Source organism: Sphingobium agrisoli (assembly GCF_041877245.1).
Classification (GTDB): domain Bacteria; phylum Pseudomonadota; class Alphaproteobacteria; order Sphingomonadales; family Sphingomonadaceae; genus Sphingobium.
On the sequence record NZ_JBHDJI010000003.1, the window covers coordinates 116,823 to 141,786 of the forward strand.

Consider the following 24,964-nt stretch of genomic DNA (forward strand, 5'->3'; position numbering starts at 1 on the left):
CATCATATTCGATACCTTTGCCATTGACAACAGTGCGCGATTGCCATTATATGCGATGCATAAGCAACGGATACGATGACAATGCAGCACTTTCTCCTCTCTGCCCAGGCCCGCACGATCAGCCTCAAGGCTGTTTTCACCATGGGCGAGGACAAGGCTTACCGGACCTTCTGCGAAATGCGCTGGCCGGAAACCGAGGGTGAGGCTGTTTGCCCGCGTTGCGGCTGCGTCGAAACCTACAACATCACCTCGCGCCGCAAGTTCAAGTGCGTCGCCTGCCATCACCAGTTTTCGGTTACTTCGGGAACCATCTTCGCCTCGCGCAAGATGAGCTTCACCGACCTTCTGGCTGCGATCGTCATCTTCGTGAACGGCGCTAAGGGCGTTTCCTCGCTCCAGCTTAGCCGCGACCTCGATTGCCAGTATAAGACGGCCTTCGTTCTCACCCACAAGCTGCGTGAGGCGATGGCGAAGGAACTGGCTGATCGCCAGCTCGACGGCACGGTCGAAATCGATGGCGCTTACTTCGGCGGCTATGTGAAGCCGGAAAACCGCAAGGAAGATCGGAAGGACCGCCGCCTCAAGGTGAACCTCACCGGCAAGCGCCAGTGTGTCGTCATCATGCGCGAGCGTGATGGCAAGTCGCTGCCCTTTGTCGTGAAGAACGAAGGCGATGCCGTTCCCTACGTTCGCGATCATGTCGGCACTCTCGCCACCATCTGCGCGGACGAAGGCACTGGCTGGGATGCCCTTCACGCGGGCTGGGAAACCCACCGCGTCAATCACTCGGTTGCGTTCATGGACAAGGGCGTCTGCACCAATCAGGCCGAAAGCTATTTCTCGCGCCTGCGTCGCATGGAAGTCGGCACCCACCACCATATCGCCGGCCCCTACCTCTATGCCTACGCTGGTGAGGCTTCGTGGCGTGAGGATAACCGCCGCGTAGCAAACGGCACTCAGGCCGCGCTGGTGACGGCGGCGGCGATGGATGCCCCTGTCAGCCGTCAGTGGAAGGGGTATTGGCAGAGGGCTGCTTGACAGGTATCATAATACCTTTATAGTTGCACTATGTGGTCCTACATTCGCCTCAAACTTATTATGGACCTGGCGCGGGCGCTACGTGTCCCCGTCCAGGTCCATCAATCCTATTTCACGTCAACGAGTGGAAGGAGCGCCCGCAGAGTGCTGGGCTGACTAAATTTCCCACGCGCAATTGCTTTGTCGTAAGAAACGTCAATAACTAGCATTTTGTCACGCGTTGGAGAGAACAAACTCATATACAATCGCCGCTCAAGAATTTCGAGAGTCTCATAGGTTTCAACTAAGCAGAACGAGGTTGTCTCTGCCCAGACCCTTTGACACTTATTTACCTCTGCCATGAAGCTAGCATATCGAGCTCCGTATGACGCGGCAGTGTCGTAGTCGATTGTAAAGCTAATTGCGTAAGTTGCCATTGCGTAAATTCCCCGTTCGGGTTGCCGCAATCGCCTTGACGCTTCGCTTCAAAGGAGTAGGATTCTCCCTGCTTAATTGCTCAGTCCACCGGCGATTGCATGATCGTGGTGGTTGATCGAGGGGCTGGACCACGAATCCGGCCCCTCAACCATGTCGGGTACGGATCATGAACGCATGATCCGAAGAGTCTATGGGGCATTAACTAAGATAAAGAAAAAGTTATGTATTGTTGCTTGCGAGCAACAATTAAAGACGGCTTTATATACAGCTTTCCTTATGTAGAGCCATTCCGCCACTCGCCCGTAGGCTCCCCCTGCTTCCCGGATAGCTGCCATCGCAGCAGCCCGCCCGCTGTGGCCTTGCTGGAGGCCACGAAGCCCTTGTCGCGCAGCTTCTTGAGGCTGTGGCCTGTCCGTGTCGCTATGAGCTTCTTGAGCGCCTTGTCGGACGTATTCAGCCCGCGAACCTCCATCACCATTCTGGCGAGGTCCAGCGTCGTCAGGGCAACGTCGCTCTTGCGTATGGCGTCCAGCAGGAAGCGTTGAACCTCGCCACGAAAGGCAGCGTTCGGCGGCGGCACTGGTTTGACCGGCGCGTCGGCCAGATCAATGTCAGGCTCGAATATGCGGATGGATCGCTCAAGGCTGTCCAGGTCCGCCATGTGCTGGGCTAGCTGCGCCTGTAGCGCCTCTATCTTCCCGACGATTTCCGCCCGCTTGTCGATCAGGCCATGCACAACGAGTTTCATATGATGACATTACGCCACCTTGACGATTACATCTATCATTGCGCTGGTGCGTTTGCTACATAATGCCGGAGGCCAGCGACGGGGCACTGTTCAAGGCGGTGGTGCTGCACGATGCCGAAGATGTCGTCCACGCCGATGAAATCCGCCTGTTCGACTTCATGATCGACCGGTTCGACCTGGTGCAACTGCCCGTCCTGCCGCTGCCGGGCAAAGGCCGCTGGCTGACCCGTGCCATTGCCGATCATTATTGCGACGAATTCGCCGAAAGCCATGGCAAGTCTCTGACGGTACGGGAATCTCTGGGCGCGTCCATTCCCTCTGCAGGCGTTGCCTGCGCCTTCGACCGGCAGATGTTGGGTCGGCTGACTGATCCGGCACATAGCGGCCCATTCGATCCCACGTCGCTGACCGAAGACTATGAAGCCGGACTGCGTATCGCCAATATGGGCGGTCGTGGCGTGTTCGTACGGATGCGCGACCGGCAGGGCGGACTGGTCGCCACACGCGAATATTTCCCCGACACCATCGATACCGCCGTGCGGCAGAAGGCCCGGTGGATGGTCGGCATATCACTCGCCGGCTGGGACCGGATGGGGTGGCATGGCGGTCCGGCGGAATGGTGGATGCGCGTCCGCGACCGTCGCGCGACACTCGCCGCGCTGGTGTTGTCCGCCGCCTATCTGGCGCTGATCCTCTGGGCGCTGCTTGCGGTGCTGGGGTGGATCATGCCGCTGCCGCCGCTGCCGCCCGCGCCCCTGCTCGACCTGCTGCTGTGGCTGAACGTGTGGCTGATGGCATGGCGGACGGCGGTGCGGGCGCTGTTCGTCGGACGCACCTACGGCTGGCGGCAGGGCCTGGCTTCGATCCCCCGGACGGTCATCGCCAACTATATCGCCATTCTAGCCGCCAGGCGCGCTGTGTTCCAATATGCCAAGTCGCTATGGGGCGTGCCGCTGCGCTGGGACAAGACCCAACACCGCTTCCCTGAACTGCACGCCGACTCATGATGAGCGCCGCCAACAGCCGCCCGCTGCGCTTCTTCTGCCTGCTGGCGGTGGGCTGGACCGGGGCGCGGCTTGTTGGAGAAATGGCGCTGTTGCCCGATACGCACTCCCCTGCGCCGGTCGACTATGTCCCCTCGCCCGGCAGGTCGAATCCAGCCATTCCCCAGGCCGTTCTCGCCTCCGCCGCCGTCGCGGCTCTCCCCCCTACATTGCTCGACCGCCGGCAAGGCCGTTCAACGCCCTTCGCCGCTCACGCTGCGGCGCCCATCCCCCGCCTGCCTGCTCCTTCGCGCGCTGATCAAGGCATGCCGATCCATCTCATGAATTTCATCATATTCACCGCCGCCTTCGCCAACCGCCATTATGCCTCGGACCGGGACTATATGCAGGCTTTTGAGCCGACCGCCGCGCCGCCGCCGGTCCCCCTCGCCGCGCCGCGCAGTCCCGATCGCTGGCGCGCCAGCGCCTGGACACTCTGGCGCGCGGATGGGTCAGGTGGGACGGAACTTGTGTCAGCCGGCAGGCTCGGCGGATCGCAGACAGGGCTGCGGGTGGATTATGAACTAACCCCGCAAGCCCGCAGCCGCGCCACTGCCTATGCCCGCCTGACCAGCGCGCTCCAGCGCCCCTCCACTCCAGAAGCAGCGGTCGGCCTTGCCTTCCAGCCATCGCGGGCCATTCCCGTCACCCTCGCCGCTGAACGCCGCATCGCCCTTGGCAAAGGCGCACGGGACGCCACCAGCCTGATGGCCGTGGGCGGTTTCGGCCCCGTCGATGTCGCGCCTCGCTTGCAGGCGGAAGCCTATGCCCAGACAGGCATGGTCGGCTTGCGCCGGCGCGACCTTTTCATCGACGGGAAGCTCTCGCTCCTTTCGCCCCTCGCCCGATCGCGCGTGAAGATAGGCGGCGCGATTTCCGGCGGGGCGCAGCCCGGCGTCAGCCGGCTGGACATCGGGCCGGAACTCCAACTGCGCCTGCCGCTGCCACAGATGGGCGCCCGCATTGCCGTCGAATGGCGCGAGCGGATCGCCGGCAATGCCCGGCCCGGCTCTGGCATGGCCGTCACCTTGGCCGCTGATTTTTAGCGGCCCAGCCTTCCTCTGGCACCGCTTTGGGGCTACCGCAGGGTCAGCATGGATCTTTACCTGCCCATCGCCAACCTGTCGGTCAACGCGCTGGTCATCATTGGCCTTGGCGGGGTCGTCGGCCTGCTGTCGGGCATGTTCGGGGTTGGCGGCGGGTTCCTGACGACGCCGTTGCTGATCTTCTACGGCATCCCCCCCACCGTCGCCGCCGCTTCGGCAGCGTCGCAGGTCACCGGCGCCAGCGTTTCTGGGGTTGTCACCCACATGGAGCGTGGCACCGTCGATTTTCGCATGGGCGGCGTGCTGATCGCCGGCGGCGTGGTCGGCGCGGGGCTCGGTGTGCTTATCTTCCGGCTGCTGCAGCAATTGGGGCAGATCGATACGGTGATCGGCATTCTCTATGTGCTGATGCTCGGCGGCATCGGCGGGCTGATGGCGAAAGAGTCGATCCAGGCGCTGGTCGCGCTGAAGACCGGAAAGCGGCTCCAGGCTCGCACCCGCCGCCACCATCCGCTGGTTGCGGCGCTGCCGATGCGCTGGCGCTTCTACCGCTCGGGCCTCTACATCTCGCCGCTCGCTCCGCTGCTGCTCGGCATGGCGACCGGCATCCTGACCATGTTGCTGGGGGTTGGCGGCGGCTTCATTCTTGTGCCCGCCATGCTCTATCTGCTGGGAATGACCACCCAATCGGTCGTGGGCACGTCGCTTTTCCAGATCCTGTTCGTCACCATGGCGACGACGATGATGCACGCGATGACGACGAAGGCGGTCGATCTCGTCCTTGCCATGCTGCTGCTGATCGGCAGCGTCACCGGCGCGCAGATCGGCACGCGCATCTCCATGTCTATCCGGCCGGAATATCTGCGTATCCTGCTGGCGGCGATCGTCCTGATCGTCGCCTTTCGTATGGCGCTTGGCCTTGGCTGGCGGCCGGACGAAATCTACACGATCGAGCTTCGCTGATGCGCCAGCGGGCCCTCGTCTTGGTGCTGGCCGCGTTTCTGCTAAGCGCCGCCGATGCGCCGATCCTCGTGCCGGACGTATCGCAGCGCGAAGTCGTCATCCAGTACAGCTTCACCGGGGCGGACCTGCTGCTGTTCGGCGCCATCGTCTATCCCGACGGGCGGAAGCCAGACCGGCCCGCCGACATCGTCGTCGTCCTTAAAGGACCGGAACAGTCGATCGTCATGCGCGAAAAGCAGAAGGTCGCCGGCATCTGGGTCAATGCCGACACCGCCCGCTTTCGCTCGGCACCCAGCTTCTACGCCATGGCATCGTCCCGCCCGATCGACCGGATCGTCGACGAACGCACCGCCGCCATTTACGAGCTTGGCGTGGACAAGCTTCAACTCTCCCCCGCGTCGCTCAACGAAAGCGCGGAACTGACGCGCTTTCAGGCGGGGCTTGTCGATCTGCGCGACCGCGCGGGGCTGTTCGTGGAAAAGCCCGGCACGGTCGAGATCACCGACGGCGTGCTGTACCGCGCCCGCTTGCCGCTGTCGGCCCGCGTGATCGTAGGCGATTATACCGCCGAGACATTTCTGGTGCAGGACGGCCGCGTCGTCGCCGCCGCCGTCCGCGACATCACGGTCCGCAAATCCGGCTTCGAGCAGTTCATGGCGACCGCGGCCGAACATTGGTCCTTCGCCTATGGTCTGGTAGCCATTGCCATGGCAGTCGCTATGGGTTGGGCCGCCGGGGCGATCGCACGCCGGGTCTGATGGCGGTGGGCAAAGGATTGCGCTGAGACCATTAGTCAGACTAAAAGCACCTAGGGCGGCTGGGGAACAGGCATGGGCATCGATACGCACGACGCGCCAGGGGACTTTCTTCGCCTGGCCGATCGCAGCCATCCCCTGCGTGCCTCGCTTTCGCGCGAGATGCACATACGCAAGATGCCGCCCCTGCGCGCGCCTGCCCGTATGCTCCAGTTCGTGATGCAGGTGGACGAGCACGAAGCCCGGCAGAGCGTCGCAGCCATGACCGCTCTGCTCGCAACGGACGGCATCGCCGCCGCGCCCGCCGAACGCTTTTTTACCTGCCGCCTGGGCGACCTCGGCTTCGCCTGGGAACGGCATACGGAGTTCATGACCTACAGTTTCACCTTGGCAGGCGACGGCGCACCGTTCGACTTGGCGCCGTTCGACCGGGTGCCCGACTGGATCGCGCGCTTGCCCGGCGTCATCCTCCGCTCCAGCCAGATCGCGCTGGTCGATGCGCCGCCGGCGGAGATGGACATCGCCCGCTGGTTCTCGCTCGACGACCTCGTCATATCGGACGTAGCGCACGGCCGCGCCCGCATCTGGAGCGATTTCCGCCTCCACCCCCGTGGTTTCGGCCAGTTGCTGATCGAGGACCGGGGGCTGGAAGGGGCGGAGACGGCGCAACTTGTCCAGCGGCTCCAGGAACTCGGCAATTACCGCAAGATGGCTCTGCTCGGCCTGCCGGAAGCACAGCAGGCGACCCCCATCGTCACCGACCTGGAGCAAAGGTTGACCGCGATCACCACGCAGGTCGCGGAAAAGGAGGCCGATCCCGATCAGGTGCTCGATCGCCTTTCGGCCCTCAGCGCCGAACTGGCGCAGATCGTCGCCCGCACCCGTTACCGCATGAGCGCCACCCGCGCCTATGCCGACATCTGCTTCGATCGGCTGCGTCGGCTGGATGTCGCGCCGGTGCGCGGCTATGGCTCACTTGACGATTTCACCGAACGTCGGCTGCTGCCCGCAACCCGCACCTGCGACGCCTTCACCCGCCGGCTGGAGGATTTGTCGCAGCGCACCGCCTGGACCAGCGCCATGCTGCGCACGCGTGTCGACACCGCTCTCGCCCGCCGCAACCGCGATCTGCTAGCGTCGATGGACCGGCGGACCGGGCTTCAGCTACGCCTTCAGCATACGGTCGAAGGGCTGTCAGTGGTCGCGATCAGCTATTATGCGCTGGGCCTGCTCCATTATGTCCGCGAAGCGCTGGAGCATCAGGGGCTGCATTGGCCCAGCTGGCTCGACCTCGTGCTGATCCCGTTGACTGTCGTCGCGGTGGGGCTCGGTCTGCGCCAGATAAAGAAGGTGAAACGACCGCTCCGCAGCGAAGCCGATCACTGACCCGCGCTGATTATCTCAGCGAACAGCCCCGGATCGACGTTGCTGCCTGACAGAACGACTACGCTCGCCCCGTCGCAGGGCGGTGCGATGCCGCTCAGCATCGCCGCCAGCGCCACGGCGCCGCCCGGTTCGACCACCAGCTTCAGCACCGAGAAGGCGAACCGCATCGCGTCGCGAACCTGTTCGTCGCTGACCGCCAGGCCGCCCGCCAGCAAGGAGTGGTTGATCGGAAAAGTCAGCGCCCCGGGGCTTGGCGCCATCAGCGCGTCACATATGGTGCGCGCATCGGGGGCCACGCTTTCCCGCAGCCCGCTCGCCAGCGAACGCGCCGTATCGTCATAGCCGGCCGGCTCGACCGTGTAGATGGCAGTCGCGGGATGATGCGCCTTTACCGCCGTCGCGATCCCGGCGGTCAGCCCGCCACCGCCGCAACAGACCAGCACCTGCCCTATGATTGCACCAGCCTCCCTCGCCTGTTCCACGATCTCAAGCCCGGCCGTCCCCTGTCCGGCGATGATCCATGGATCGTCGAAAGACGGCACCAAGGTCGCCCCCCGGCTCTGCGCCAATGCGGTGGCGATATCCTCACGGCTCTCCCGGTGCCGGTCATAGGTCACGACCTCGGCCCCCAGCGCGCGCGTGTTGGCGAGTTTGATGGCGGGCGCGTCGGACGGCATCACGATCATCGCCGGCATGGCGAGCAGCCGCGCGGCCGCCGCGATCCCTTGAGCATGATTGCCCGACGACCAGGCGACCACCGCCGCCGCCCGCTCTGCGCCAGTCAGCCGCGCAAGCCGGTTGTAGGCGCCGCGAAACTTGAACGATCCGGTGCGCTGCGCGCCCTCGAACTTCAGCAGAACCCGGCGCCCGCAGCGTACATTCAGCACGCCATTTTCCAGCAGAGGCGTCCGCACGGCAGCCGGCGCGATAACCCGCGCCGCGTCGATAATGTCGTCCAGGTCGATCATGCGGGTCTCCTTCGCTACCTGCCCTAAAGCGCTGCGCCGCTCATCGCCATAGCCGCTTGGCCGCCAATGGCCGACATAAAGAAGGGCGCGCCCGGCGTTTCCGCCACGCGCGCCCTTGAGGCTTGGGAGAAGAGGGGTTCAGCGCGAGGCGAACTGGCGGCCCCGGTTTGCGATGGCCCAGCGCTGCGGCGTCGCGCCCGGGGCGGATTCGCGCACGAAGCACTGCCCCTTGTTCGACTGGATGATGCGGCAGGCGGCCTGCGCGTCACCGCGATTGGCAAAGCCGCTGATGGCGAGGCGGTGATAGGCCTTGCCCTTGACCGTCGCCTGGCTGGTGAGGACCGGAAAGGCGGCCAGCGTGGCGTTGCGGCCAGCCATGCTCAGCCATTTTTCCTTGGCGATCGCCGGGCTGTCATAAGCGCCCAACTGGACCACCCAACCGCTTGCGCCGTTGGCGACGGGCTTGAGGAAGGCGACCTGTTGCATCCTGGCGGCAGGTGCGGGCTGCGCCTTGGGCATCGACCTGACGGCTGGCTTCAGCACTGGCTTGGCGGCCTGGCCTTCGACCACCAGATCGCGGGCAGCGACACGAACGGGGGTTTCAGGCGCCTTGATGGCCGGCGCTTGTTCGACAGCGGGTTCAGGCGCGGGTGCGGCCTCAGCTACGGCAACCGGCGCTTCAGGCTCGGCTGCGGGTTCCGCCGCGGCCTCCGCCATCTGCACCGGCGTGTCGGCGGCCGGCGCGGCAAGCGCCAGCGCGACCGGCTGGCCCGGATCAGCCTCGTTCAGCGTCACGCCCATCAATGCCGCGACGCGCAGCGGCGCGAGCGACGGTTCGGCGATCTGCGCCCAGTCGGAAATGCGCTTGTTGGCGGCCAGCGGCTCCATGTCCATGCCCACCATCATGCGCGCGTCCTTCCAGCGGCCCGCCAGCGCGAAGGCATAAGCCAGGTTCTGACGGGTGCGCGCGGTGGCGGAAGGCTCCTGGATCGCTTGCGTGAGGATGCGGACGCCCTCGACCGGGTCGCCTGCCATCGCCATCGCCAGACCATAGTCGCCAGCCGGGACAGTGCCGGCATTGGCGGAAAGCAGGCTGCGTGCTTCGTCGGCGCGGCCCTGCGCCACCTTGACCAGTGCCAGGCTGATGATCGTGCTGGCATCGCTGCTGCCCAGCGTCATCGCGTCGCTCAGCGCCGTGTCGGCCGAAGCGAAGCGGCCGGCGAGCACATAGGCGCGGCCCAGCATCTGGCGATAGGCCGCGTTCTGCGGCGCGAGCCGCACGGCGGCTTCGGCGGCATCCACCGCCTTGCCGGCGTTGCGGGCGGCGAGTGCGCGCCCTGCCTCCTCGGCGAATTTGGCCGGATCAGCCTTTGGCTGCACGGCGGACGTGCGCGGATGGAAAGCGGCACCGGTGCAGCCCACCATGGTCGTGGCGACGATCAGCGATGACAGCGCCGCCTTTCCGAGATTGTTGCGGTTCATATGTCTACCCACCCTTCATTCACTGGCCGTCGCGCGTCAGCGGCAGCTGCTTGGTCAGCCGGTCGATCTCCGGCAGGTTGTCGAGAAATTCGTCCAATGCTTGCGTCACGATCTGTTGCGCCGACCGCCGCGTGACCGCGACAGCCAGCCTCAGCTTCAGGTGCCGCTCGGCGTCGAGCCGCAGCGTGAAGGCAGCCTTGCGCCCGGCCGGGGCTGGCGCGATGGTCGCGGCGACCCGCTTCGCCAACTGCTTGCGCTCGGCGACGACCGGCGGCACGGCAGCGGCCGGTGCGGGCATCGGCGTCAGGCCGATCGGCACGGGCGCTTCCTCGACCGGCTCGGGCGTCGGCTCGACGTCGAAGCCCATATCGTTCCAGCCCAGGTCATCCTGCTGCACCGCACCCGCCGTCGCCCGGCCAAAGCCCAGCATCGGACGGCGCATGGCGGGCTGCGCCGCGCCCTTTCGCGCCAGCAGGCCGGAGGTGAGCGAGGCCAGCGGTTTCGGTTCGGCCATGACTTTCGCGCTCCCTTACTGGCCGATCACGCGACGACCGAAGCCGCCGCTGGACGGGCGGGTCGCGACGGTGCCAACGCTGCCCTGGGGCACGGAAAAGACCGTGCGGCGGAAATTCTTTTCGAGTCGGTCGGAGATATAGGTCCACAGCGCCCCGACTTCGGCCGCCGAGCGCCCCTTGGGATCGACCTCCATCACCGTGCGCCCGTCGATCATCGAGGCGGCGAAATCGGTGCGATGGTGCAGTGTCACCGGCGCGACCGTGCCATGTTGCGAGAGGGCGACGGCGGCCTCGGACGTGATGCGCGCCTTTGGCGTGGCGGCGTTGACGACGAAGATCAGCGGCTTGCCCGCGCGCTCGCACAAATCGACGGTCGCGCCCACGGCGCGCAGGTCGTGGGGGCTGGGGCGGGTCGGAACCACGATCAGCTCGGCGACCGAAATGACGCTCTGGATCGCCATTGTGATGGCGGGCGGGGTGTCGATAACGGCCAACTTAAAGCCCTGCTGGCGAAGGATCTCTAGGTCGGCGGCAAGCCGGGCGACCGTGGTCTGGGCGAAGGCGGGAAATTCCGCCTCGCGCTCGTTCCACCAGTCGGCAAGGCTGCCTTGCGGGTCGATGTCGATCAGCACGACGGGGCCAGCGCCGGCGATCTGCGCCTGCACGGCGAGATGGCCCGACAGGGTGGTCTTGCCCGATCCGCCCTTCTGCGAAGCCAATGCCAAAATCCGCACGCTATTCCCCCCAGGAAATCCACTTCCTTTGCGGGATGCCATGGCTGCGCCTAAAATTCGGTTAACCGGCAAAGTCTTTGCCAACATGGGACAGACGCCCTTACGAACAGCGGCTATGCTAACAGGACTTTAACCTTGAGAGATGATAGAAGCGGGCGACATCATCTCGCGCGGGAGCTTTGGGCGCATGAAGCAGTTTTGGGGAATGGCGGCTGCGGTCGCGGTGCTGGGCCTGGGCACGCCTGCATCGGCGGACGTGAAAGCGGGCGTCGATGCCTGGCAGCAGGGCGACTATGCCAAGGCGGTGGGCGAATGGCGGCCGCTGGCGCAGGCAGGCGATCCCGACGCGCAGTTCAACCTGGGCCAGGCGTACAAGCTGGGGCGCGGGGTGCAGCCCGACCTCAATGTCGCGCTCGACTGGTATCGCAAGGCGGCGCAGCAGGGTCATCTCCGCGCAGAGGATAATCTGGGGCTGCTGATGTTCCAGCAGGGCGACCGAGCCAACGCGATCACCTATTTGCAACGCGCCGCCGCGCGGGGCGAGCCGCGGGCGCAATATATCGTGGGCACGGCCCTGTTCAACGGCGACCTGATCGGCAAGGACTGGGTCCGCGCCTATGCGCTGATGACGCGCGCGTCGGCGTCGGGCCTGCCGCAGGCCGCGACCAGCCTGGAGCAGATGGACAAATATATCCCTGAGGACCAGCGCAAGCAGGGGCTGGCGCTGGCCGCCAGCCTGGAGAAGTCGGGGAGCGGGACGGCGCTGGCCGCGGCCCCCTCGACGCCCGCGCCGGTGCGGAGCGCGCCGTCGTCCGTCCGCACGACCGACCTGCCGCCTTCCACGCCCTATCAGCCGGCACCGACGCCGCCGGCACCCAAACCGGCGCAAGTGGCAGTCGCAAAACCCGCCCCCCCCAAGCCCGCGCCACCCGCCCCCCGCCCGGCTGCCCCGGTCGCGGCCCCTGCGGCCGGGGGTGGCTGGCGCGTGCAACTCGGCGCGTTCGGCGAGGAAGGGCGCGCCCGCGCTCTCTGGAGCGAACTTAGCCGAAAGGTCGGTGGCCTCTCCGCCTACCAGCCCTATCTGGTGAAGGCCGGCCCCGTCACCCGGCTTCAGGCTGGCCCGGTCGCCAGCAGCGAAGCTGCCGCGCGGCTGTGCGGTGCGATCAAGGCTGCCGGCGCGGACTGTATGCCCAAGAAGATGTAGGCATCAGCCCCGCGCCTGCTCCACAATCCAGTCGCGGAACAGCGCCATCGGGCCGGTCAGCGCCTCGCGCGGATAGACGAGATAATAAGCGCGCTCGCTCGACAGCGGGCGGTCGAAGGGGATGACGAGCGTCCCGGCGTCCAGCTCCGGCCGGATCAGGAAGCTTGGGATCAGCGCGACCCCCGCCCCTGCCGCCGATGCCTGCGCCAGCATCAGGAAATGCTCGAACGCCGGACCGGGCCGTAGGCGCGATGCGTCCACGCCCGCCGCGCTCAGCCATCGCGGCCAGGCGTCGCGGCGCGAACTTTGGCTGAGCAGCGGCACGTCGAGCAGGTCGGCAGGCGTGCGGAGCGGATGGGCGGCGAGCCAGTCGGGCGCGCAAACGGGCACCGCTTCCTCGCGGAACAGGAAGTCCATTTCGACGCCCGGCCAATCCTGTTGAACACCGAAATGTACCGCTGAATCGAACTCTTGATCGGCGAAATCGAACGGTTCCGACCGGGCGGCGAAGTCCACGATCAGGTCGGGATGGCGCGCCGTCATCTGTGGCAAGCGTGGCGCGAGCCAGCGCATCCCGAAGCTCGGCAGGGTGGCGACGCGCAGGGCGCGCTGTGTCGACCGGGCCGCGGCGCGGGCGCTGGCTCGGCGGATGCGGTCGAGCGCGGGGACCAGTTCCTCGGCAAAGGCGCGGCCGGCCTCATTGAGACGGACGCGGCGGCCGATCCGGTCGAACAGCGGCGTCCCCAGCATCTCTTCCAGCTGCGCGATCTGGCGGCTGACGGCGCTCTGCGTCAGGCCGATCTCCTCCCCCGCCTGCGAGAAGCCTCCCAGCCGCGCCGCCGCGGCGAAGGCGGTCAGGGCGCGCATAGGAGGCAGTCGACTCGCTCCGTTCTTCATTCCGTTCTCGCATCTGCATATGCGCTCTATCGATTTTGAAAGCAGCGCAGGCCATGCCATATAGGAGGCTCTATCGGGAGCCTATCATGTCGAATGCGAATATGGGACATTTGAATGCGTTGCTCGTTCACGCGCTGGGCGAGGACCGTGCGCGCGCGACGTTCGACATGCTGGTGATCGATCCGGCTCTGCGCGTCGATCAAGGGCCTATGGTGTCGCGCGCCGCCTTCGCGATGGCGATGAACGTGGCGCTGTTCGACGATCTGCTGCGCCGGGTGCCGAGCGGGGCGGCCTATGTCGCGGATACGCTGGCGCGCGGCGGCAAGGTGGTGTTCGACCATGGCGCGCTCCGGACCGTGCGCTTCCCCGAAGGACCGACCGGCGCGCTGCCCGGCGGCGAGGACGCCTTCACCCGCATCTTTCTGCCATTGGGTTATGAGATGGCGGCGCTCTACCCGCTCGACCGGCTGAAAATGACCGGGCGCGCCTATCGCCACCGCGATTTTCCGGAGGCGATCCCGCAATTCTTCCTGTCCGAACTCCATGTCGATCGCTTTGACCCCGAATTTGCCGAGGCGGCGCAACGGGTGTTCGGCTCCTCGCGCGACCCGCTCGACGCGGCGGCGGAAGCGCTGCTGGCGCGGTTCGCGGCGGACGGGCAAGCGCCTCTCGCTGAGGCCATGGCGTCGCTACCCGCGATCCTTGCCGCCTTCGACCGCCAGCATGACGCGCCCGATTTCGCGGATTATCAGTTGCTCCTGTCCCGCTCCAACGAAGCCGCCTGGATCGCGACCGAGGGCAATGCCTTCAACCATGCGACCGACCGGGTGGCGGATGTGGCCGCGCTTGCCGATCGGCTGAAGGACGAAGGCCGGCCGATGAAGGAGCGGCTGGAAATCTCCGCCAGCGGTCGCGTGCGCCAGACCGCTTTCCGCGCCGACAGCGTCGAACGCGCCTTCGCCGGCGGGGATGCGCGGCAGGTGCCCGGCTCCTTCTACGAATTCATCAGCCGCGATATCGACCCCGAGACGGGTCGGCTCGACCTTGCCTTCGATACCGGCAACGCAACCGGCATCTTCGCGATGACCAGCGCACAGGCGAAGGGATGACCGCGATGCTGCAATCCTTCGATCCCGCCTCGCGCGAACTGGTGTGGGAAGGGCGGCAAGCCGACGCCGCCGCCTGCAACGCCGCCATCGCCGCCGCCCGCGCGGCCCTGCCCGGCTGGCGGGCGCTGCCGGTCGAGGAACGGATCGCCGTCGCGCGCCGCTACTCCGCCGTGCTGGGCGAGCGGCGTGCGGCACTGGCGGAGTTGATTTCCCGCGAGACCGGCAAGCTGCTGTGGGAAAGCGACGCCGAAGTGGGGTCGATGATCGCCAAGGTCGAGGTATCGATCCAGGCCCATGCCGAGCGCACGGGCGAGCGCGCCGCCGACATGCCATTCGGCCGCGCGGTGCTTCGCCATCGCGGCCATGGCGTGATGGCGGTGCTCGGCCCCTATAATTTCCCCGGCCACCTGCCCAATGGCCACATCGTCCCAGCGCTGATCGCGGGCAATGCCGTCGTCTTCAAGCCGTCCGAGATCGCGCCCGCGACCGGCGCGGCAATGGCGGACGCCTGGGCGGCGGCAGGGCTGCCAGACGGGTTATTACATGTCGTGCAGGGCGGCCGCGCGACCGGAGAGGCGCTGGTCGCGGGCGATATAGACGGGTTGCTCTTCACCGGATCGGCGGGCGCGGGCGCGGCGCTGAGGCGTGCGCTGGTCGACCGGCCGCATGTCATCATGGCGCTGGAGCTGGGCGGCAACAACCCACTGATCGCGTGGGATTCGCCGGAGGCCGCCGCATCGATCATCGTCAATTCGGCCTTCATCACCACCGGCCAGCGCTGTTCCTGCGCGCGCCGGCTGATCGTGCCGGAGGGGGCGGTCGGCGACGCCATCGTTGAAGCGACCGCCGCCCTGGCCGGTCGCCTGCCGATCGCCGCTTGGAACGAGCCGGGCGCGGCGTTCATGGGGCCGTTGGTGTCGGACCAGGCGGCGGCCGGCGCGCACCGCGCCGTCAGCGACCTCATCGCGCGCGGCGCGCGGGTGATCCGCCCGTTTACAGGCGTGGAGGGCCGCAGCGCCGCCTTCGTCGCCCCTGCCCTTCTCGACCTGACCGGGGTGAATGCGCCCGACGCGGAGATTTTCGCGCCGGTGCTGTCGGTCATCCGCGTGCCCGATTTCGACGCCGCGATCTCGGTCGCCAACGCCACCGCCTTCGGCCTTTCCGCCGGCCTGATCTCGCAGGCCGAAGCGCTTTGGCGGCGCTTGGTCGAGGAAAGCCGCGCCGGCGTCGTCAACCGCAACCGGCCGACGACGGGCGCGGCAGGCAACATGCCCTTCGGCGGCCTCGGCGCATCGGGCAACCACCGGCCCAGCGCCTATTATGCCGCCGACTATTGCGCCTATCCCATCGCGAGCTTCGAAGCCGACGGGGTGGCGGCGGTGCCGGTTAGCGGGGTGGCGGCATAGGGGTGGGTGGCGGAATGGCGGCTTTTGGAGAGATGACCGGCGATAGCTGACCTAGCGCGTTAAAAGATCGTTCGGCAACAATCGCACCAGCTTCGGCCATTCACTCTGGCTCTGGTGCGCCATAAATATCGAGATCGAGGCACAAACCCCGATCACCAAGACGAGCGAGAGTTTCAGAACGGAGGGCAACGCCCTCGTTGCTATCTTCAAGAAACAGGCCGCAAAATACGCGACTGCTAAACCGCTGCGAGAACATCCGCCATGATACGATGTCATCCGACAAACTATCTAACAGATCATTGATTTGTCGATCAAGATCAGCTGGTTGCTGATCTTTTGCTGACACCCGCCATGACCCAGTGTGGGCTATCTTGTCCCTGCCGCCGGGCGTTTGAAATGTGCCGCCCATCTTGACGGCGACAGTTGGCTCACCAAGCCGCTCTGTTATCTCAGTCGGGTCGAGATCGTCTCCATAGAAGCCTATTGATGCAGCCGATCGGTGTAAGACGCCCATATCGCAGCCTAACATGAGCGGTGGCTTTCCGCCAGATTTCGTCGCTCAGCGTCCGATGTGCTATCTGCATGAGCGGCCGGTTTCAGGGATGCGTATGACATTAGCGAGCGACGAAGAATGGTCGATAGTTGACCATCCGCCTCACGAACTCCGGTTGCCGTCAGCGCAGGCTCACGCGCCATCACCGCAAATCACGCAAGCCTACTCCGTCACAACCCCAGCTTCGCCCAGAAATCGTCCGGCGTGATGCTGTTGGCTGGTGCTTTCGCTTCGGCGCGGCGCGTCCACGACGAATGGGGCAAATGGTCGCCTGCGATTGTCGGTGCGGCGCGGCGGTGGGGGCGAGAACGTCTGGCGGGGCGGGTCATGTGTCTTCTCCTGCTCTGAGAGGAACACGAAACCTGCGTGGTCGCATCGGCGCCGTGCGCTTTAGCCGTTGGTGACGCGGAGCAAGCTGACATCCATCAAAAGCCGCGGAGCGAAGCGCTCGCAACTATATCTACCCATCAACTAGAGAATGTCGAAATAGCTTTGCTTGCAGCCCTGGCAGCGCGGCTTGACCGTCGCCGGACGATGTTCGGGCTGCAGACGGCCGGATCAGGTGATGATGCTGTAGAGGAACCAGCCCACGATCAGCAGGCTGGAGACGATGCAAATACGATCACCAAAAATGTCGATACGCGACATTGCCGAACATCCTTCCATTCAGCCGATCTTTGCCGGTCTGTATGAAAGGCATTACACCGATTTTCACCTAGAAGAAACAGCAAACATAAGTTGAGGCGTTCAATCAACGCGGTGAACAGATGTTTGACAGGGGTTGAATTGACGAGAGCGGTACTGGGAGCGCTAACATTGCCTATGTGCCGCCCGTTAACGACAATCGGGCCCTCGTCGTTGCTGAAAGGCGCGAGTCGCCTCCTGCGGTCCCCTATAGGCTTCCTGATGCTCCGCGCTCCAATAAGTGAGTTCGTCGATCGCGATCCGTTCGCCCGACACGGCGCACAGCACGAAATTGCCTGGCCGAACCACGTCGAAATGGGACGGCCCATATTGAAGGATCGCGAGCCCCTGAATGTCCGCTGCCATCAGTCGCCCGTCAGGATACGGTCGACCAGCTGCTTGACCGTGGGCACGAAGCCGTTGGAGTAGAAGGGGTCCTGCTTGAACTTGTACGCGCCATGGCCGGCGAAGAGCAGGTTCTTGTCCAGATCACCGCCATGCACCGCCTGTTGCAGGGATTTCTGGATGCAGAAGCTGCGCGGATCGGCGAGCCGGCCGGTCGAGTTGGTCTCGCTGTCCATCCAACTGGAAAAAGCGCATTGGGACAGGCAACCCATGCAGTCGGTCTGATCCTTGCGGATCTCGTCGCGTTCCTCGACCCCGACGAACACCAACGTATTGTCGGGCGTCTTGAGCGCGGAGACGAACCCCTGCCCCACCCATTCCCGCGCGCGCTGAAGGTCGCCGCGCGTCACCCAGAAATTCTTGCCCTTCACCCCCGCGTCGAGCTGGTGCGTATGATCGCCCGCCTGCTCGGTGCTGAACGGAATCTGCCGTTCGGACCGCGCCTCCAACTCGCGCAGGAAGGGGTTGCGGACCGCCGAGCTGTAGAAGCCGGTGGGCGAAAAGCGATGCAGCAGCACGTCGCCCGGCTCCAGCTGCATCAGCCGCTCCTTCCAGAGCGGCGGGATCGGGCTTTCCTGCGTCAGCAGGGGACGGGTGCCGAACTGGAACATGATCGCGCCCAGTTCCGGGTTGTCGATCCAGTCGTTCCAGTCTTTTAGGTGCCACACCCCGCCCGCCATCACGATCGGCACATCGTCCGATATGCCGCCCTCCCGCATGGTCGCGCGCAGGTCGCGGACGCGGGGATAGGGGTCTTGCGGCGCTTTGGGGTCTTCCGCGTTGGACAGGCCATTATGGCCGCCGGCCAGCCACGGGTCTTCATAGACCACCGCCGCCAGCCATTCCGACGCCTTGGAATAGGCACGTTTCCACAGAGCGCGGAAAGCGCGGCCCGATGACACGATCGGCAGATAGTTGACACCGTAGGACGCGGCGATTTCGCTGAGCTTATAGGGCATCCCCGCGCCACAGGTGACGCCGGCCACCATGCCGCGCGTCTTTTCCAGGACGCCGTGCAGCACCCGCTGCGCCCCGCCCATTTCCCACAGAACGTTGATGTTGATCGCGCCCTTGCCGCCCGCGATCTCGAAGGCGCGCTTCACCTGCTCGACGGCCCCGTCGATGGCGTAGGCCACCAGTTCCTCGTGCCGGTCGCGGCGGGTGCGGCCATGATAGATTTGCGGGATCACGTTGCCAAAACTGTCATAGCTGTCGGCGTTTACCGCCGAAACCGTGCCGATGCCGCCGGCAGCCGCCCAGGCGCCGGAACTGGCATGGTTGGACACGGCGACGCCCTTTCCGCCCTCGACGATCGGCCACACTTCGCGGCCACCATAGACGATGGGCTTCAACCCCTTGAACAACGACATCTCCACATGTTCATCCGGTCATCGGACCGGGTAAAATCGACCCTATAGCAGCAATTGCCGTGTATGACGAACTTCGCGGCCCCTAGCGTAAAATATGGGGACGTGCCAGAGCCCCGCCATAAAGCACGGCATAGGCGTTCACCATCGCATCTTCGGCATAGTCGCGCTGCGCCCGCGCGCGGTTCGCCGCGCCGAGGCGGGCGCGCAGATCGGCGTCAGCCGCCAGCGTGCCGAGCGCCTGCGCCAGCGCCGCTTCATCGTCGACGACGAAGGGCCGGTTCTCCGGCGCGACCATGTTGGCGACGTCGCCTACGTCCATCGACGCCGCCGGCACGCCCGCCGCCATCGCCTCCACCAGCGAGATCGGGAATTGCTCGCTGTCGGACGACAAAGCGAAGATGTCGAACAGCCCGACGAAGCGCCACGGCCGGTCCATGAAGCCCGCCATGTGCAGATCGTCCATACCGTGCGCGGCGGCCTCGGCCAGGATCGCGTCACGCTCCGGCCCCTCGCCTACCACCACCAGTTGCAGCCGGTGCTTGTGCGCTGCCACGGCACGGACCAGGCGCGGGATATTCTTGACAGGGCGCAGCCCGGCGAGCGTCCCGACCAGCATCTTGCCCGGCGATCGGACGAGGCCAGGGATGGCATCGGACGCGGGCGGTTGTTCGTAGCGGGCGACGTCGATGCCGTTGCGGATCAGATGCACCTTGTCCGCCGGTTGTTTCCAAACCTGCCGCGCGATCCCCTCCAGCCGCACCGAAGGCACGACCAGCGCGTGGGCGCTTTTCAGCGCCAGGCGGCGGAACAGGTTGCGCTTGGTCTTGAGGCCGTTTGCCTCGTCAGCGTTGAACCCGTCCTCATGATGGATCAGCGGCGGCATTGCCGCGCCCCGCCCTGCCAGCCGATGCGCCATCACCGCGTCCATCGACCCCCAGTTATAGGTGAGGACAAGGTCGAAGCGCTTGAGAAACGCGCGAATCTCCCGGTAGCGGGCCGGCCCCGGCTTGCCCGCGAAGGACGGGCCGTCGGGGAACTCGACATCGACCGAAGGGTCTATCGCGTCGCGCGCGCCCATCGCTTGGCGGTCGGCGCTCATGATGCTGTGCCGCGCCTTGTCGCCCCAGATGTTCATCAGGCGCACGGCTCGGGCTTCCTTGCCGCCGAGCGAGAAGCTGCCATGGACGTGGAGGATATGGGGCGGCTCAGCCATGCAGCACGCGGGCGAGCAGCTGGTCGATCGCCGCGATGCTCTCCGGCTCGTCGAGGACGGGCGCATGGCCGACGCCCGATACCGTCACCAGCTCGGCGCTGTCGCCGATCTCGCGCGCCATCCGCGCCGCATTGGCTTGGCTCAGCAGGTCAGACCGCGCGCCGCGCAGCAGCAGCGTGGGAATATCGCGAAAGGCGGGCATCACCGGCCACATGTCGACTCCGGTCTCGCTGCCCATGGCGCGGATCGGCTCGGCGATCTTCATGTCGTAATCGAGCACGATGCGCCCGCCGCTATTGAGGCGATAGAGGCGCTTCGCCATCGCCAGCCAGCGTTCCAGATCATAGCCGGGATAGACGTCGCCATTGGCCTCCGCCAGCGCGCGGGCGGCATGGACCCAGGTGGGGTGCGACTGGCCGACGCCGACATAGGCGCGGATACGATCGAGCCCCGCCTTGTCCAGTTCCGGCCCCACATCGTTGAGCACCGCGCCTGCGAGCCATTCCCGGTGGGTGGCGGCGATCAACATGGTGATGATGCCGCCAAGCGACGTGCCGATCGCGACGAAGCGGATGACGGCAAGGTCCGCCAGCAACCGGCTTATGTCCTGCAAATAGGTGAGCGGGACATAGGTCATCGCGTCCTTGGCATAGGCGCTTTCGGCCCGGCCACGCATGTCGGGGCAGATCAGCCGCCATTGCCCCGCCAACCGCCCGGCGAGCGGCTCGAAATCGCGCGCGTTGCGCGTCAGCCCCGGCAGGCACAGCAAGGGCGGCCGACCGTCGCCGCCGCCGGCATAGTCCCGATAATGGAGCCGCAGCCCATCGGGTGACCACCAATATCCGTCCTTATAGCCGCTCAAGCTTGATCCTTCGGCTGCCCCACCCCCATATCGCCGCATGAGCCAGCCCCCGCAAGCCGCCAAATATCGTCCCGCCACTCAAATCGACGCGCTGATGCCCGACATCGCCGCCCCGGTCGCGGCGGCGGATTTCCCGCAGACGATCCTGCGCTTCCGCAACGACCGCGCAGCGACGACCGTAGGGCTGGACGCGATCGGTGATGACGAATGGATCGCCCATTTCGGCCGCTTCGCGACGCTGGAGGGCAGCCTGCCGCAGCCGCTGGCGCTGCGTTATCACGGCCATCAGTTCCGCCATTACAATCCCGATATCGGCGACGGGCGCGGCTTCCTGTTCGCGCAACTGCGGGACGATCGCGACCGGCTGATGGACCTTGGCACAAAGGGGTCGGGCCAGACGCCCTATAGCCGTTTTGGCGACGGGCGACTGACGCTCAAGGGCGGCGTGCGCGAGATATTGGCGACCGAGATGCTCGAAGCGCTCGGCGTCAACACGTCCAGGACTTTCTCCCTGATCGAAACCGGCGAGGCGCTGGAGCGCAACGACGAGCCGTCCCCCACACGCGGATCGGTGCTGGTGCGGCTCAGCCATTCGCACATCCGCATCGGCAGCTTCCAGCGCGCCGCCTTCCATAACGACACGGCGCTGCTGGAGCGGCTCACGGATTATGCGCTGACGCACCTTTATGGCGATACGCCCGGCGACAATCCGCCAGCGCAACTGCTCGGCCACGTGGTCGAGCGCACCGCCGATCTTGCCGCCAGCTATATGGTCGCGGGCTTCGTTCATGGCGTGCTCAATAGCGACAATATCAATGTGACGGGCGAGAGCTTCGACTATGGTCCTTGGCGCTTCACCCCGCTCTGGGACGCGGGCTTCACCGCCGCCTATTTCGACCATTCGGGCCTCTACGCCTTTGGGCGGCAGGCGGAGGCGATCCATTGGGACGTGGCGCAGCTTGCGGTGTCGCTGCGGCCGTTGACGCAAGCCCCGCCGCTGGTCGAGCAGCTCGAACGCTTTCCCGCCCTCTATGCAGAGGCGATGCAGCGCCGCTTCTGCTGGCGGCTGGGCGTCGTGACAGGCGGCGATCCCGCACCGATGATCGAGGCGGCGGTGCGCGGCATGATCGCGACAGCGACGCCGATCGACCGCTTCTTCCACGACTGGCGTGGCGGTGAGCCGCGCGACCCGAGCGCCTATGCCGGCGCGGACTGGGCGCTGTTCCGCGAAGCGATCGCCGGCGTCGCGACCATCCCTGGCGCGCGCGACCATAACTATTGGTCGGATGATGCCCCCTGCTCCATGCCTATCGGGGAGGTCGAGGCGATCTGGAGCGCCATCGACCAGGCCGACGACTGGACTCCCCTCCATGCCAAGGTCGCGGCGATCCGCCGCATGGGCGAGGCGCATGGGACTTTCGAAACCGCCTAGCTCAGTCCTTGCCGTAGTCCCCGGCAAAGAAACGCTCGATCACGTCGCGCGCCAGCCGTGCCGGGCGGAGCGTGCTGGCGTCGACACAACACCAGCTCGACTTGACCTCGGCCAGCACGTCCTCGCCGCGGCGGATCACCGTTTCATAGAAAGCGCGCGCGCCCTGCACCTTTTCCAGAAAGACGGTGGCGATCACTTCGTCGTTGAGGAAGGTGGGCTTGCGATAGGTGATTTCGTGCTTGAGCGCGACCCAGAGATGCTGCGCGACCGCCTCGGCCGGCGCCAGCGCGCGCCAATGGTCGAGAACGGCATTCTGCACCCATTTCAAATAGCTGGCATTGTTGACATGACCCATGAAGTCGATGTCGGCGGGATCGATGCCAATGGCATAATCATGGGGAATCGCGTTACTCACAATCGTGTAAATAGCAGTCCTGCAAAGCGGCCGATAGGGCGCCATGAATAAAAAGGGCCGGATCGCTCCGGCCCCCTTTTCGTTGGTTGGATCAGAAGCGCCAGCCGACGCTCGCCACCACCTGATGCCGGTCGGTGTCGACGTTGAAGCGCTCGCTGGTCGCGCCATTGGGGAAATTCAGCTTGCCGTCGGTATAGTTGGAATAGCGATATTCCACCTTGGCGAAGGTATTGGCGTTGATCGCGCGCTCCACGCCGCCACCGATGCGCCAGCCATCGAGCTTCAACGACGTGTCCGTCGTCTCGTTGGTGTTACCCGCCAGCACATTGAGCTTGCTGTTGGTATAGCCGCCCTTGACGTAAACCAGCGTCGCCGGGTTGGCGAGGATGCCCGCGCGCGCGCCGACATAAAGGTCGCGGCCCTGGCTCACCCGGCCGAAGCCGAACTGGTCGGTGGGATCGAAGCGGTCGCTCTTGGCGGTGGAGTCGGTATATTCACCCTCGACGCCGACGACCGCGCTGCCAAGGTTCACGTCATAGCCGACGCCGACACCATAGAGCAGCCCGTCGATCGACTGGTCGTCGCGACCATTGTCATTGTCGAAATCGCTGCCCGCTCCGACATGGTCATAGCCCAGGATCGCCTCGACGCGGGGGCCGGTGAAAGTGGGGTTGACGTCCTGTGCCATGGCGGGTGCGGCGACCGTTACACCGGCGAGAAGGCTTGCGACCAGAATCTTTTTCATTTGGGTAACTCCGTTGTTCATCACCCCCGCGGGAGTGAGACGACGAAAGCAACGGCACCCCGTCCGGGTTTCATGAACGCCAGATAAACAACTGATTATGTGGCATCATTGCCACAATTGCGGCTCGGCTGAACCCATCTTTGGTCATTTGAAGCGGCAGACCGTTCTGATCTGAATCAACATTCAACCACGTTGACGGCCAATCCGCCGAGCGAGGTTTCCTTGTACCGGCTCGCCATGTCCTCGCCGGTCTGGCGCATCGTTTCGATCACCGCGTCGAGGCTGACAATGTGGCGGCCGTCCCCCTGGAGCGCGAGATAGGCGGCGTTGATCGCCTTGACCGCGCCCATCGTGTTGCGTTCGATGCAGGGGATTTGCACAAGGCCGCCGATCGGATCGCAGGTCAGGCCGAGATTATGCTCCATGCCGATTTCGGCAGCATTTTCGACTTGCCCGTTGGTGCCGCCCAGCACCGCGGCGAGCCCGGCGGCGGCCATCGAACAAGCGACGCCGACCTCGCCCTGACAGCCCATTTCGGCGGCGGAGATGGAGGCGCGCTTCTTGTAGAGGAAGCCGATCGCGGCGGCGGTAAGCAGGAAGCGGCGCTCCCCGTCGCGGTCCGCGCCGGGCACGAAACGGCGATAATAATGCAGCACGGCGGGGATGACGCCCGCCGCGCCGTTGGTCGGCGCGGTGACGACCCGGCCGCCCGCCGCATTCTCCTCGTTCACGGCCAGCGCGAACAGGCTGACCCACTCGAAGATCTGCGCCGGGCCGAGCGCATCCTGTTGAAGCCGCAGCCGCTGATGGATGGCACGCGCGCGGCGGCGTACCTTGAGCCCGCCGGGCAGCAGCCCCTCCTGCTCCAGTCCCCGGTCGATCGAGGCGGACATCGCATCGATCACGGCATCGAGGAAGGTCTCCGTCTCGCCCTGCGTGCGCCATGCGCCTTCGTTGCGAAGGACGAGCGTAGCGATGGAAAGACCGCTGTCTTCACCTTGCCGCAGCATTTCAGCGCCGGATGAAAAGGGATAAGGCTGGACGACATTGTGGCCGAGCGGCGTGTCGTCGCCCACCGGCACGTCGCCCGCCAGCACCGCGCCACCGCCGATGGAATAATAATCGCGCACCACCGGCTCTGCCGCATCCTGACCCCAAGCGGAAAAGCGCATCCCGTTGCTGTGCGCTTCGAGGAATTCGCCCATGCGGAACAGAAGGTCGCGCTCTTCCTCGAAGAGCACATGGCCGCCCAGCGCGCTCCCGAAGCGGATGCGGCCTTCCTTGCGGATGGACGCCAGGATCGCCGGGATGCTGTCAAGATCGACGCCCTCGGGCGTGTAGCCCGACAGGCCGAGCAGGATCGCGCTGTCGGTTGCATGCCCCCGCCCGGTCAGCGCCAGCGAACCGAACAGTTCGCACTGGACGCGGACGGGTTTCGCCACAAGCGAGTCCATGAACATCAATGCTGCGCGCATCGGGCCGACCGTGTGCGAGCTCGATGGACCGATGCCGATGGTGAACAGGTCCATCACGCTGATCGCGGTGGCGGCGTCGATGCGGCTGCCGGTCATGGA

24 protein-coding genes and 1 pseudogene are annotated in these 24,964 nt (G+C 65.5%); 10 read left to right on the top strand and 15 right to left on the bottom strand.

All coding sequences use genetic code 11. The annotated features are described in order from the left end of the window. Positions 1 to 81: 81 nt before the first annotated feature. Positions 82 to 1,038: an IS1595 family transposase gene (locus ACETPF_RS07050; RefSeq protein ID WP_373933963.1), complete on the top strand. Its 957-nt coding sequence runs from the start codon at positions 82 to 84 to the stop codon at positions 1,036 to 1,038. A gap of 691 nt (positions 1,039 to 1,729) precedes the next feature. Here the strand turns inward: ACETPF_RS07050 and ACETPF_RS07055 are convergent. Beyond that, positions 1,730 to 2,203, bottom strand: coding sequence for a hypothetical protein (locus tag ACETPF_RS07055; RefSeq protein WP_373933673.1), 474 nt, complete (start codon positions 2,201 to 2,203; stop codon positions 1,730 to 1,732). A gap of 32 nt (positions 2,204 to 2,235) precedes the next feature. On the opposite strand from ACETPF_RS07055, the pseudogene ACETPF_RS07060 reads away from it, so the two are divergent. The 5 genes and pseudogenes from ACETPF_RS07060 to ACETPF_RS07080 form a co-directional block, all read left to right on the top strand. Further along, a pseudogene (locus ACETPF_RS07060) lies at positions 2,236 to 3,210 on the top strand (glycosyl transferase family protein); the annotation flags it as partial. Beyond that, entirely contained in the window at positions 3,210 to 4,292 is a 1,083-nt protein-coding gene (locus ACETPF_RS07065; protein ID WP_373933674.1) for a hypothetical protein, read from the top strand. The pseudogene ACETPF_RS07060 and the gene ACETPF_RS07065, both read left to right, overlap by 1 nt. Positions 4,293 to 4,340: 48 nt before the next feature. Continuing rightward, positions 4,341 to 5,255 carry a sulfite exporter TauE/SafE family protein gene (locus ACETPF_RS07070; protein ID WP_373933675.1) on the top strand — a complete coding sequence of 305 codons (915 nt, stop codon included), beginning with the start codon at positions 4,341 to 4,343 and terminating at the stop codon, positions 5,253 to 5,255. Continuing rightward, positions 5,255 to 6,013 (top strand): TIGR02186 family protein, encoded by a 759-nt coding sequence (locus ACETPF_RS07075; RefSeq protein WP_373933676.1) that lies wholly within the window; start codon positions 5,255 to 5,257, stop codon positions 6,011 to 6,013. The genes ACETPF_RS07070 and ACETPF_RS07075 overlap by 1 nt, the downstream gene beginning before the upstream one ends. 72 nt (positions 6,014 to 6,085) lie before the next feature. Next, complete coding sequence (locus tag ACETPF_RS07080) at positions 6,086 to 7,396, top strand: DUF3422 domain-containing protein (RefSeq protein ID WP_373933677.1); 1,311 nt, start codon at positions 6,086 to 6,088, stop codon at positions 7,394 to 7,396. Here the strand turns inward: ACETPF_RS07080 and ACETPF_RS07085 are convergent. From ACETPF_RS07085 to ACETPF_RS07100, 4 genes are all read right to left on the bottom strand, one after another. Next, positions 7,390 to 8,364, bottom strand: coding sequence for a threonine ammonia-lyase (locus ACETPF_RS07085; RefSeq protein WP_373933678.1), 975 nt, complete (start codon positions 8,362 to 8,364; stop codon positions 7,390 to 7,392). The two genes, ACETPF_RS07080 and ACETPF_RS07085, sit on opposite strands and share 7 nt — an antisense overlap. 138 nt (positions 8,365 to 8,502) lie before the next feature. Continuing rightward, complete coding sequence (locus tag ACETPF_RS07090; protein ID WP_373933679.1) at positions 8,503 to 9,846, bottom strand: SPOR domain-containing protein; 1,344 nt, start codon at positions 9,844 to 9,846, stop codon at positions 8,503 to 8,505. A gap of 19 nt (positions 9,847 to 9,865) precedes the next feature. Next, positions 9,866 to 10,360, bottom strand: coding sequence for a hypothetical protein (locus tag ACETPF_RS07095; RefSeq protein WP_373933680.1), 495 nt, complete (start codon positions 10,358 to 10,360; stop codon positions 9,866 to 9,868). 15 nt (positions 10,361 to 10,375) lie between these two features. Continuing rightward, positions 10,376 to 11,095: an AAA family ATPase gene (locus ACETPF_RS07100; RefSeq protein WP_373933681.1), complete on the bottom strand. Its 720-nt coding sequence runs from the start codon at positions 11,093 to 11,095 to the stop codon at positions 10,376 to 10,378. 187 nt (positions 11,096 to 11,282) lie between these two features. On the opposite strand from ACETPF_RS07100, the gene ACETPF_RS07105 reads away from it, so the two are divergent. Beyond that, complete coding sequence (locus ACETPF_RS07105; protein WP_373933683.1) at positions 11,283 to 12,299, top strand: SPOR domain-containing protein; 1,017 nt, start codon at positions 11,283 to 11,285, stop codon at positions 12,297 to 12,299. Positions 12,300 to 12,302: 3 nt separating this feature from the next. Here the strand turns inward: ACETPF_RS07105 and ACETPF_RS07110 are convergent, their stop codons facing one another. Next, positions 12,303 to 13,166 (bottom strand): LysR substrate-binding domain-containing protein, encoded by an 864-nt coding sequence (locus ACETPF_RS07110; RefSeq protein WP_373933685.1) that lies wholly within the window; start codon positions 13,164 to 13,166, stop codon positions 12,303 to 12,305. A 116-nt stretch (positions 13,167 to 13,282) separates the two neighbouring features. Here ACETPF_RS07110 and ACETPF_RS07115 point away from each other — a divergent pair, with 116 nt between their 5' ends. Continuing rightward, the gene (locus tag ACETPF_RS07115) at positions 13,283 to 14,305 is read left to right on the top strand and encodes a 2-oxoadipate dioxygenase/decarboxylase family protein (RefSeq protein ID WP_373933687.1); all 1,023 of its coding nucleotides are present in this window, start codon (positions 13,283 to 13,285) and stop codon (positions 14,303 to 14,305) included. Then, complete coding sequence (gene astD / locus ACETPF_RS07120) at positions 14,302 to 15,711, top strand: succinylglutamate-semialdehyde dehydrogenase (RefSeq protein ID WP_373933689.1); 1,410 nt, start codon at positions 14,302 to 14,304, stop codon at positions 15,709 to 15,711. Before ACETPF_RS07115 ends, astD begins: the two co-directional genes overlap by 4 nt. A gap of 100 nt (positions 15,712 to 15,811) precedes the next feature. On the opposite strand, the gene ACETPF_RS07125 is transcribed toward astD, so the two are convergent. The 6 genes from ACETPF_RS07125 to ACETPF_RS07150 form a co-directional block, all read right to left on the bottom strand. Continuing rightward, the gene (locus ACETPF_RS07125; protein WP_373933691.1) at positions 15,812 to 16,225 is read right to left on the bottom strand and encodes a DUF4279 domain-containing protein; all 414 of its coding nucleotides are present in this window, start codon (positions 16,223 to 16,225) and stop codon (positions 15,812 to 15,814) included. A gap of 209 nt (positions 16,226 to 16,434) precedes the next feature. Beyond that, on the bottom strand, positions 16,435 to 16,593 hold the full coding sequence (locus ACETPF_RS07130; RefSeq protein WP_373933692.1) for a hypothetical protein: 159 nt from the start codon (positions 16,591 to 16,593) through the stop codon (positions 16,435 to 16,437). 505 nt (positions 16,594 to 17,098) lie between these two features. Further along, complete coding sequence (locus ACETPF_RS07135; protein WP_373933693.1) at positions 17,099 to 17,314, bottom strand: DUF2093 domain-containing protein; 216 nt, start codon at positions 17,312 to 17,314, stop codon at positions 17,099 to 17,101. Then, positions 17,314 to 18,717, bottom strand: coding sequence for an NAD(P)H-dependent flavin oxidoreductase (locus ACETPF_RS07140; protein ID WP_373933964.1), 1,404 nt, complete (start codon positions 18,715 to 18,717; stop codon positions 17,314 to 17,316). Before ACETPF_RS07140 ends, ACETPF_RS07135 begins: the two co-directional genes overlap by 1 nt. Positions 18,718 to 18,805: 88 nt before the next feature. Then, the gene (locus tag ACETPF_RS07145; protein ID WP_373933695.1) at positions 18,806 to 19,936 is read right to left on the bottom strand and encodes a glycosyltransferase; all 1,131 of its coding nucleotides are present in this window, start codon (positions 19,934 to 19,936) and stop codon (positions 18,806 to 18,808) included. Then, positions 19,929 to 20,798, bottom strand: a complete 870-nt coding sequence (locus ACETPF_RS07150) for an alpha/beta fold hydrolase (RefSeq protein WP_373933697.1) — start codon at positions 20,796 to 20,798, stop codon at positions 19,929 to 19,931. The genes ACETPF_RS07145 and ACETPF_RS07150 overlap by 8 nt, the downstream gene beginning before the upstream one ends. A gap of 37 nt (positions 20,799 to 20,835) precedes the next feature. Between ACETPF_RS07150 and ACETPF_RS07155 the strand changes: the two genes are divergently transcribed. Next, entirely contained in the window at positions 20,836 to 22,230 is a 1,395-nt protein-coding gene (locus ACETPF_RS07155; RefSeq protein ID WP_373933698.1) for a protein adenylyltransferase SelO family protein, read from the top strand. 1 nt (position 22,231) lies between these two features. On the opposite strand, the gene ACETPF_RS07160 is transcribed toward ACETPF_RS07155, so the two are convergent. The 3 genes from ACETPF_RS07160 to ACETPF_RS07170 all read right to left on the bottom strand — a co-directional run bounded on the left by ACETPF_RS07160 (position 22,232) and on the right by ACETPF_RS07170 (position 24,961). After that, positions 22,232 to 22,645 (bottom strand): acyl-CoA thioesterase, encoded by a 414-nt coding sequence (locus ACETPF_RS07160; protein WP_373933700.1) that lies wholly within the window; start codon positions 22,643 to 22,645, stop codon positions 22,232 to 22,234. 91 nt (positions 22,646 to 22,736) lie between these two features. After that, a complete protein-coding gene (locus tag ACETPF_RS07165) occupies positions 22,737 to 23,390 on the bottom strand; it encodes an outer membrane protein (protein WP_373933702.1) in 654 nt (217 codons plus the stop codon). 176 nt (positions 23,391 to 23,566) lie between these two features. Continuing rightward, positions 23,567 to 24,961, bottom strand: a complete 1,395-nt coding sequence (locus ACETPF_RS07170; protein WP_373933703.1) for an L-serine ammonia-lyase — start codon at positions 24,959 to 24,961, stop codon at positions 23,567 to 23,569. Between the last annotated feature and the right edge of the window lie 3 nt (positions 24,962 to 24,964).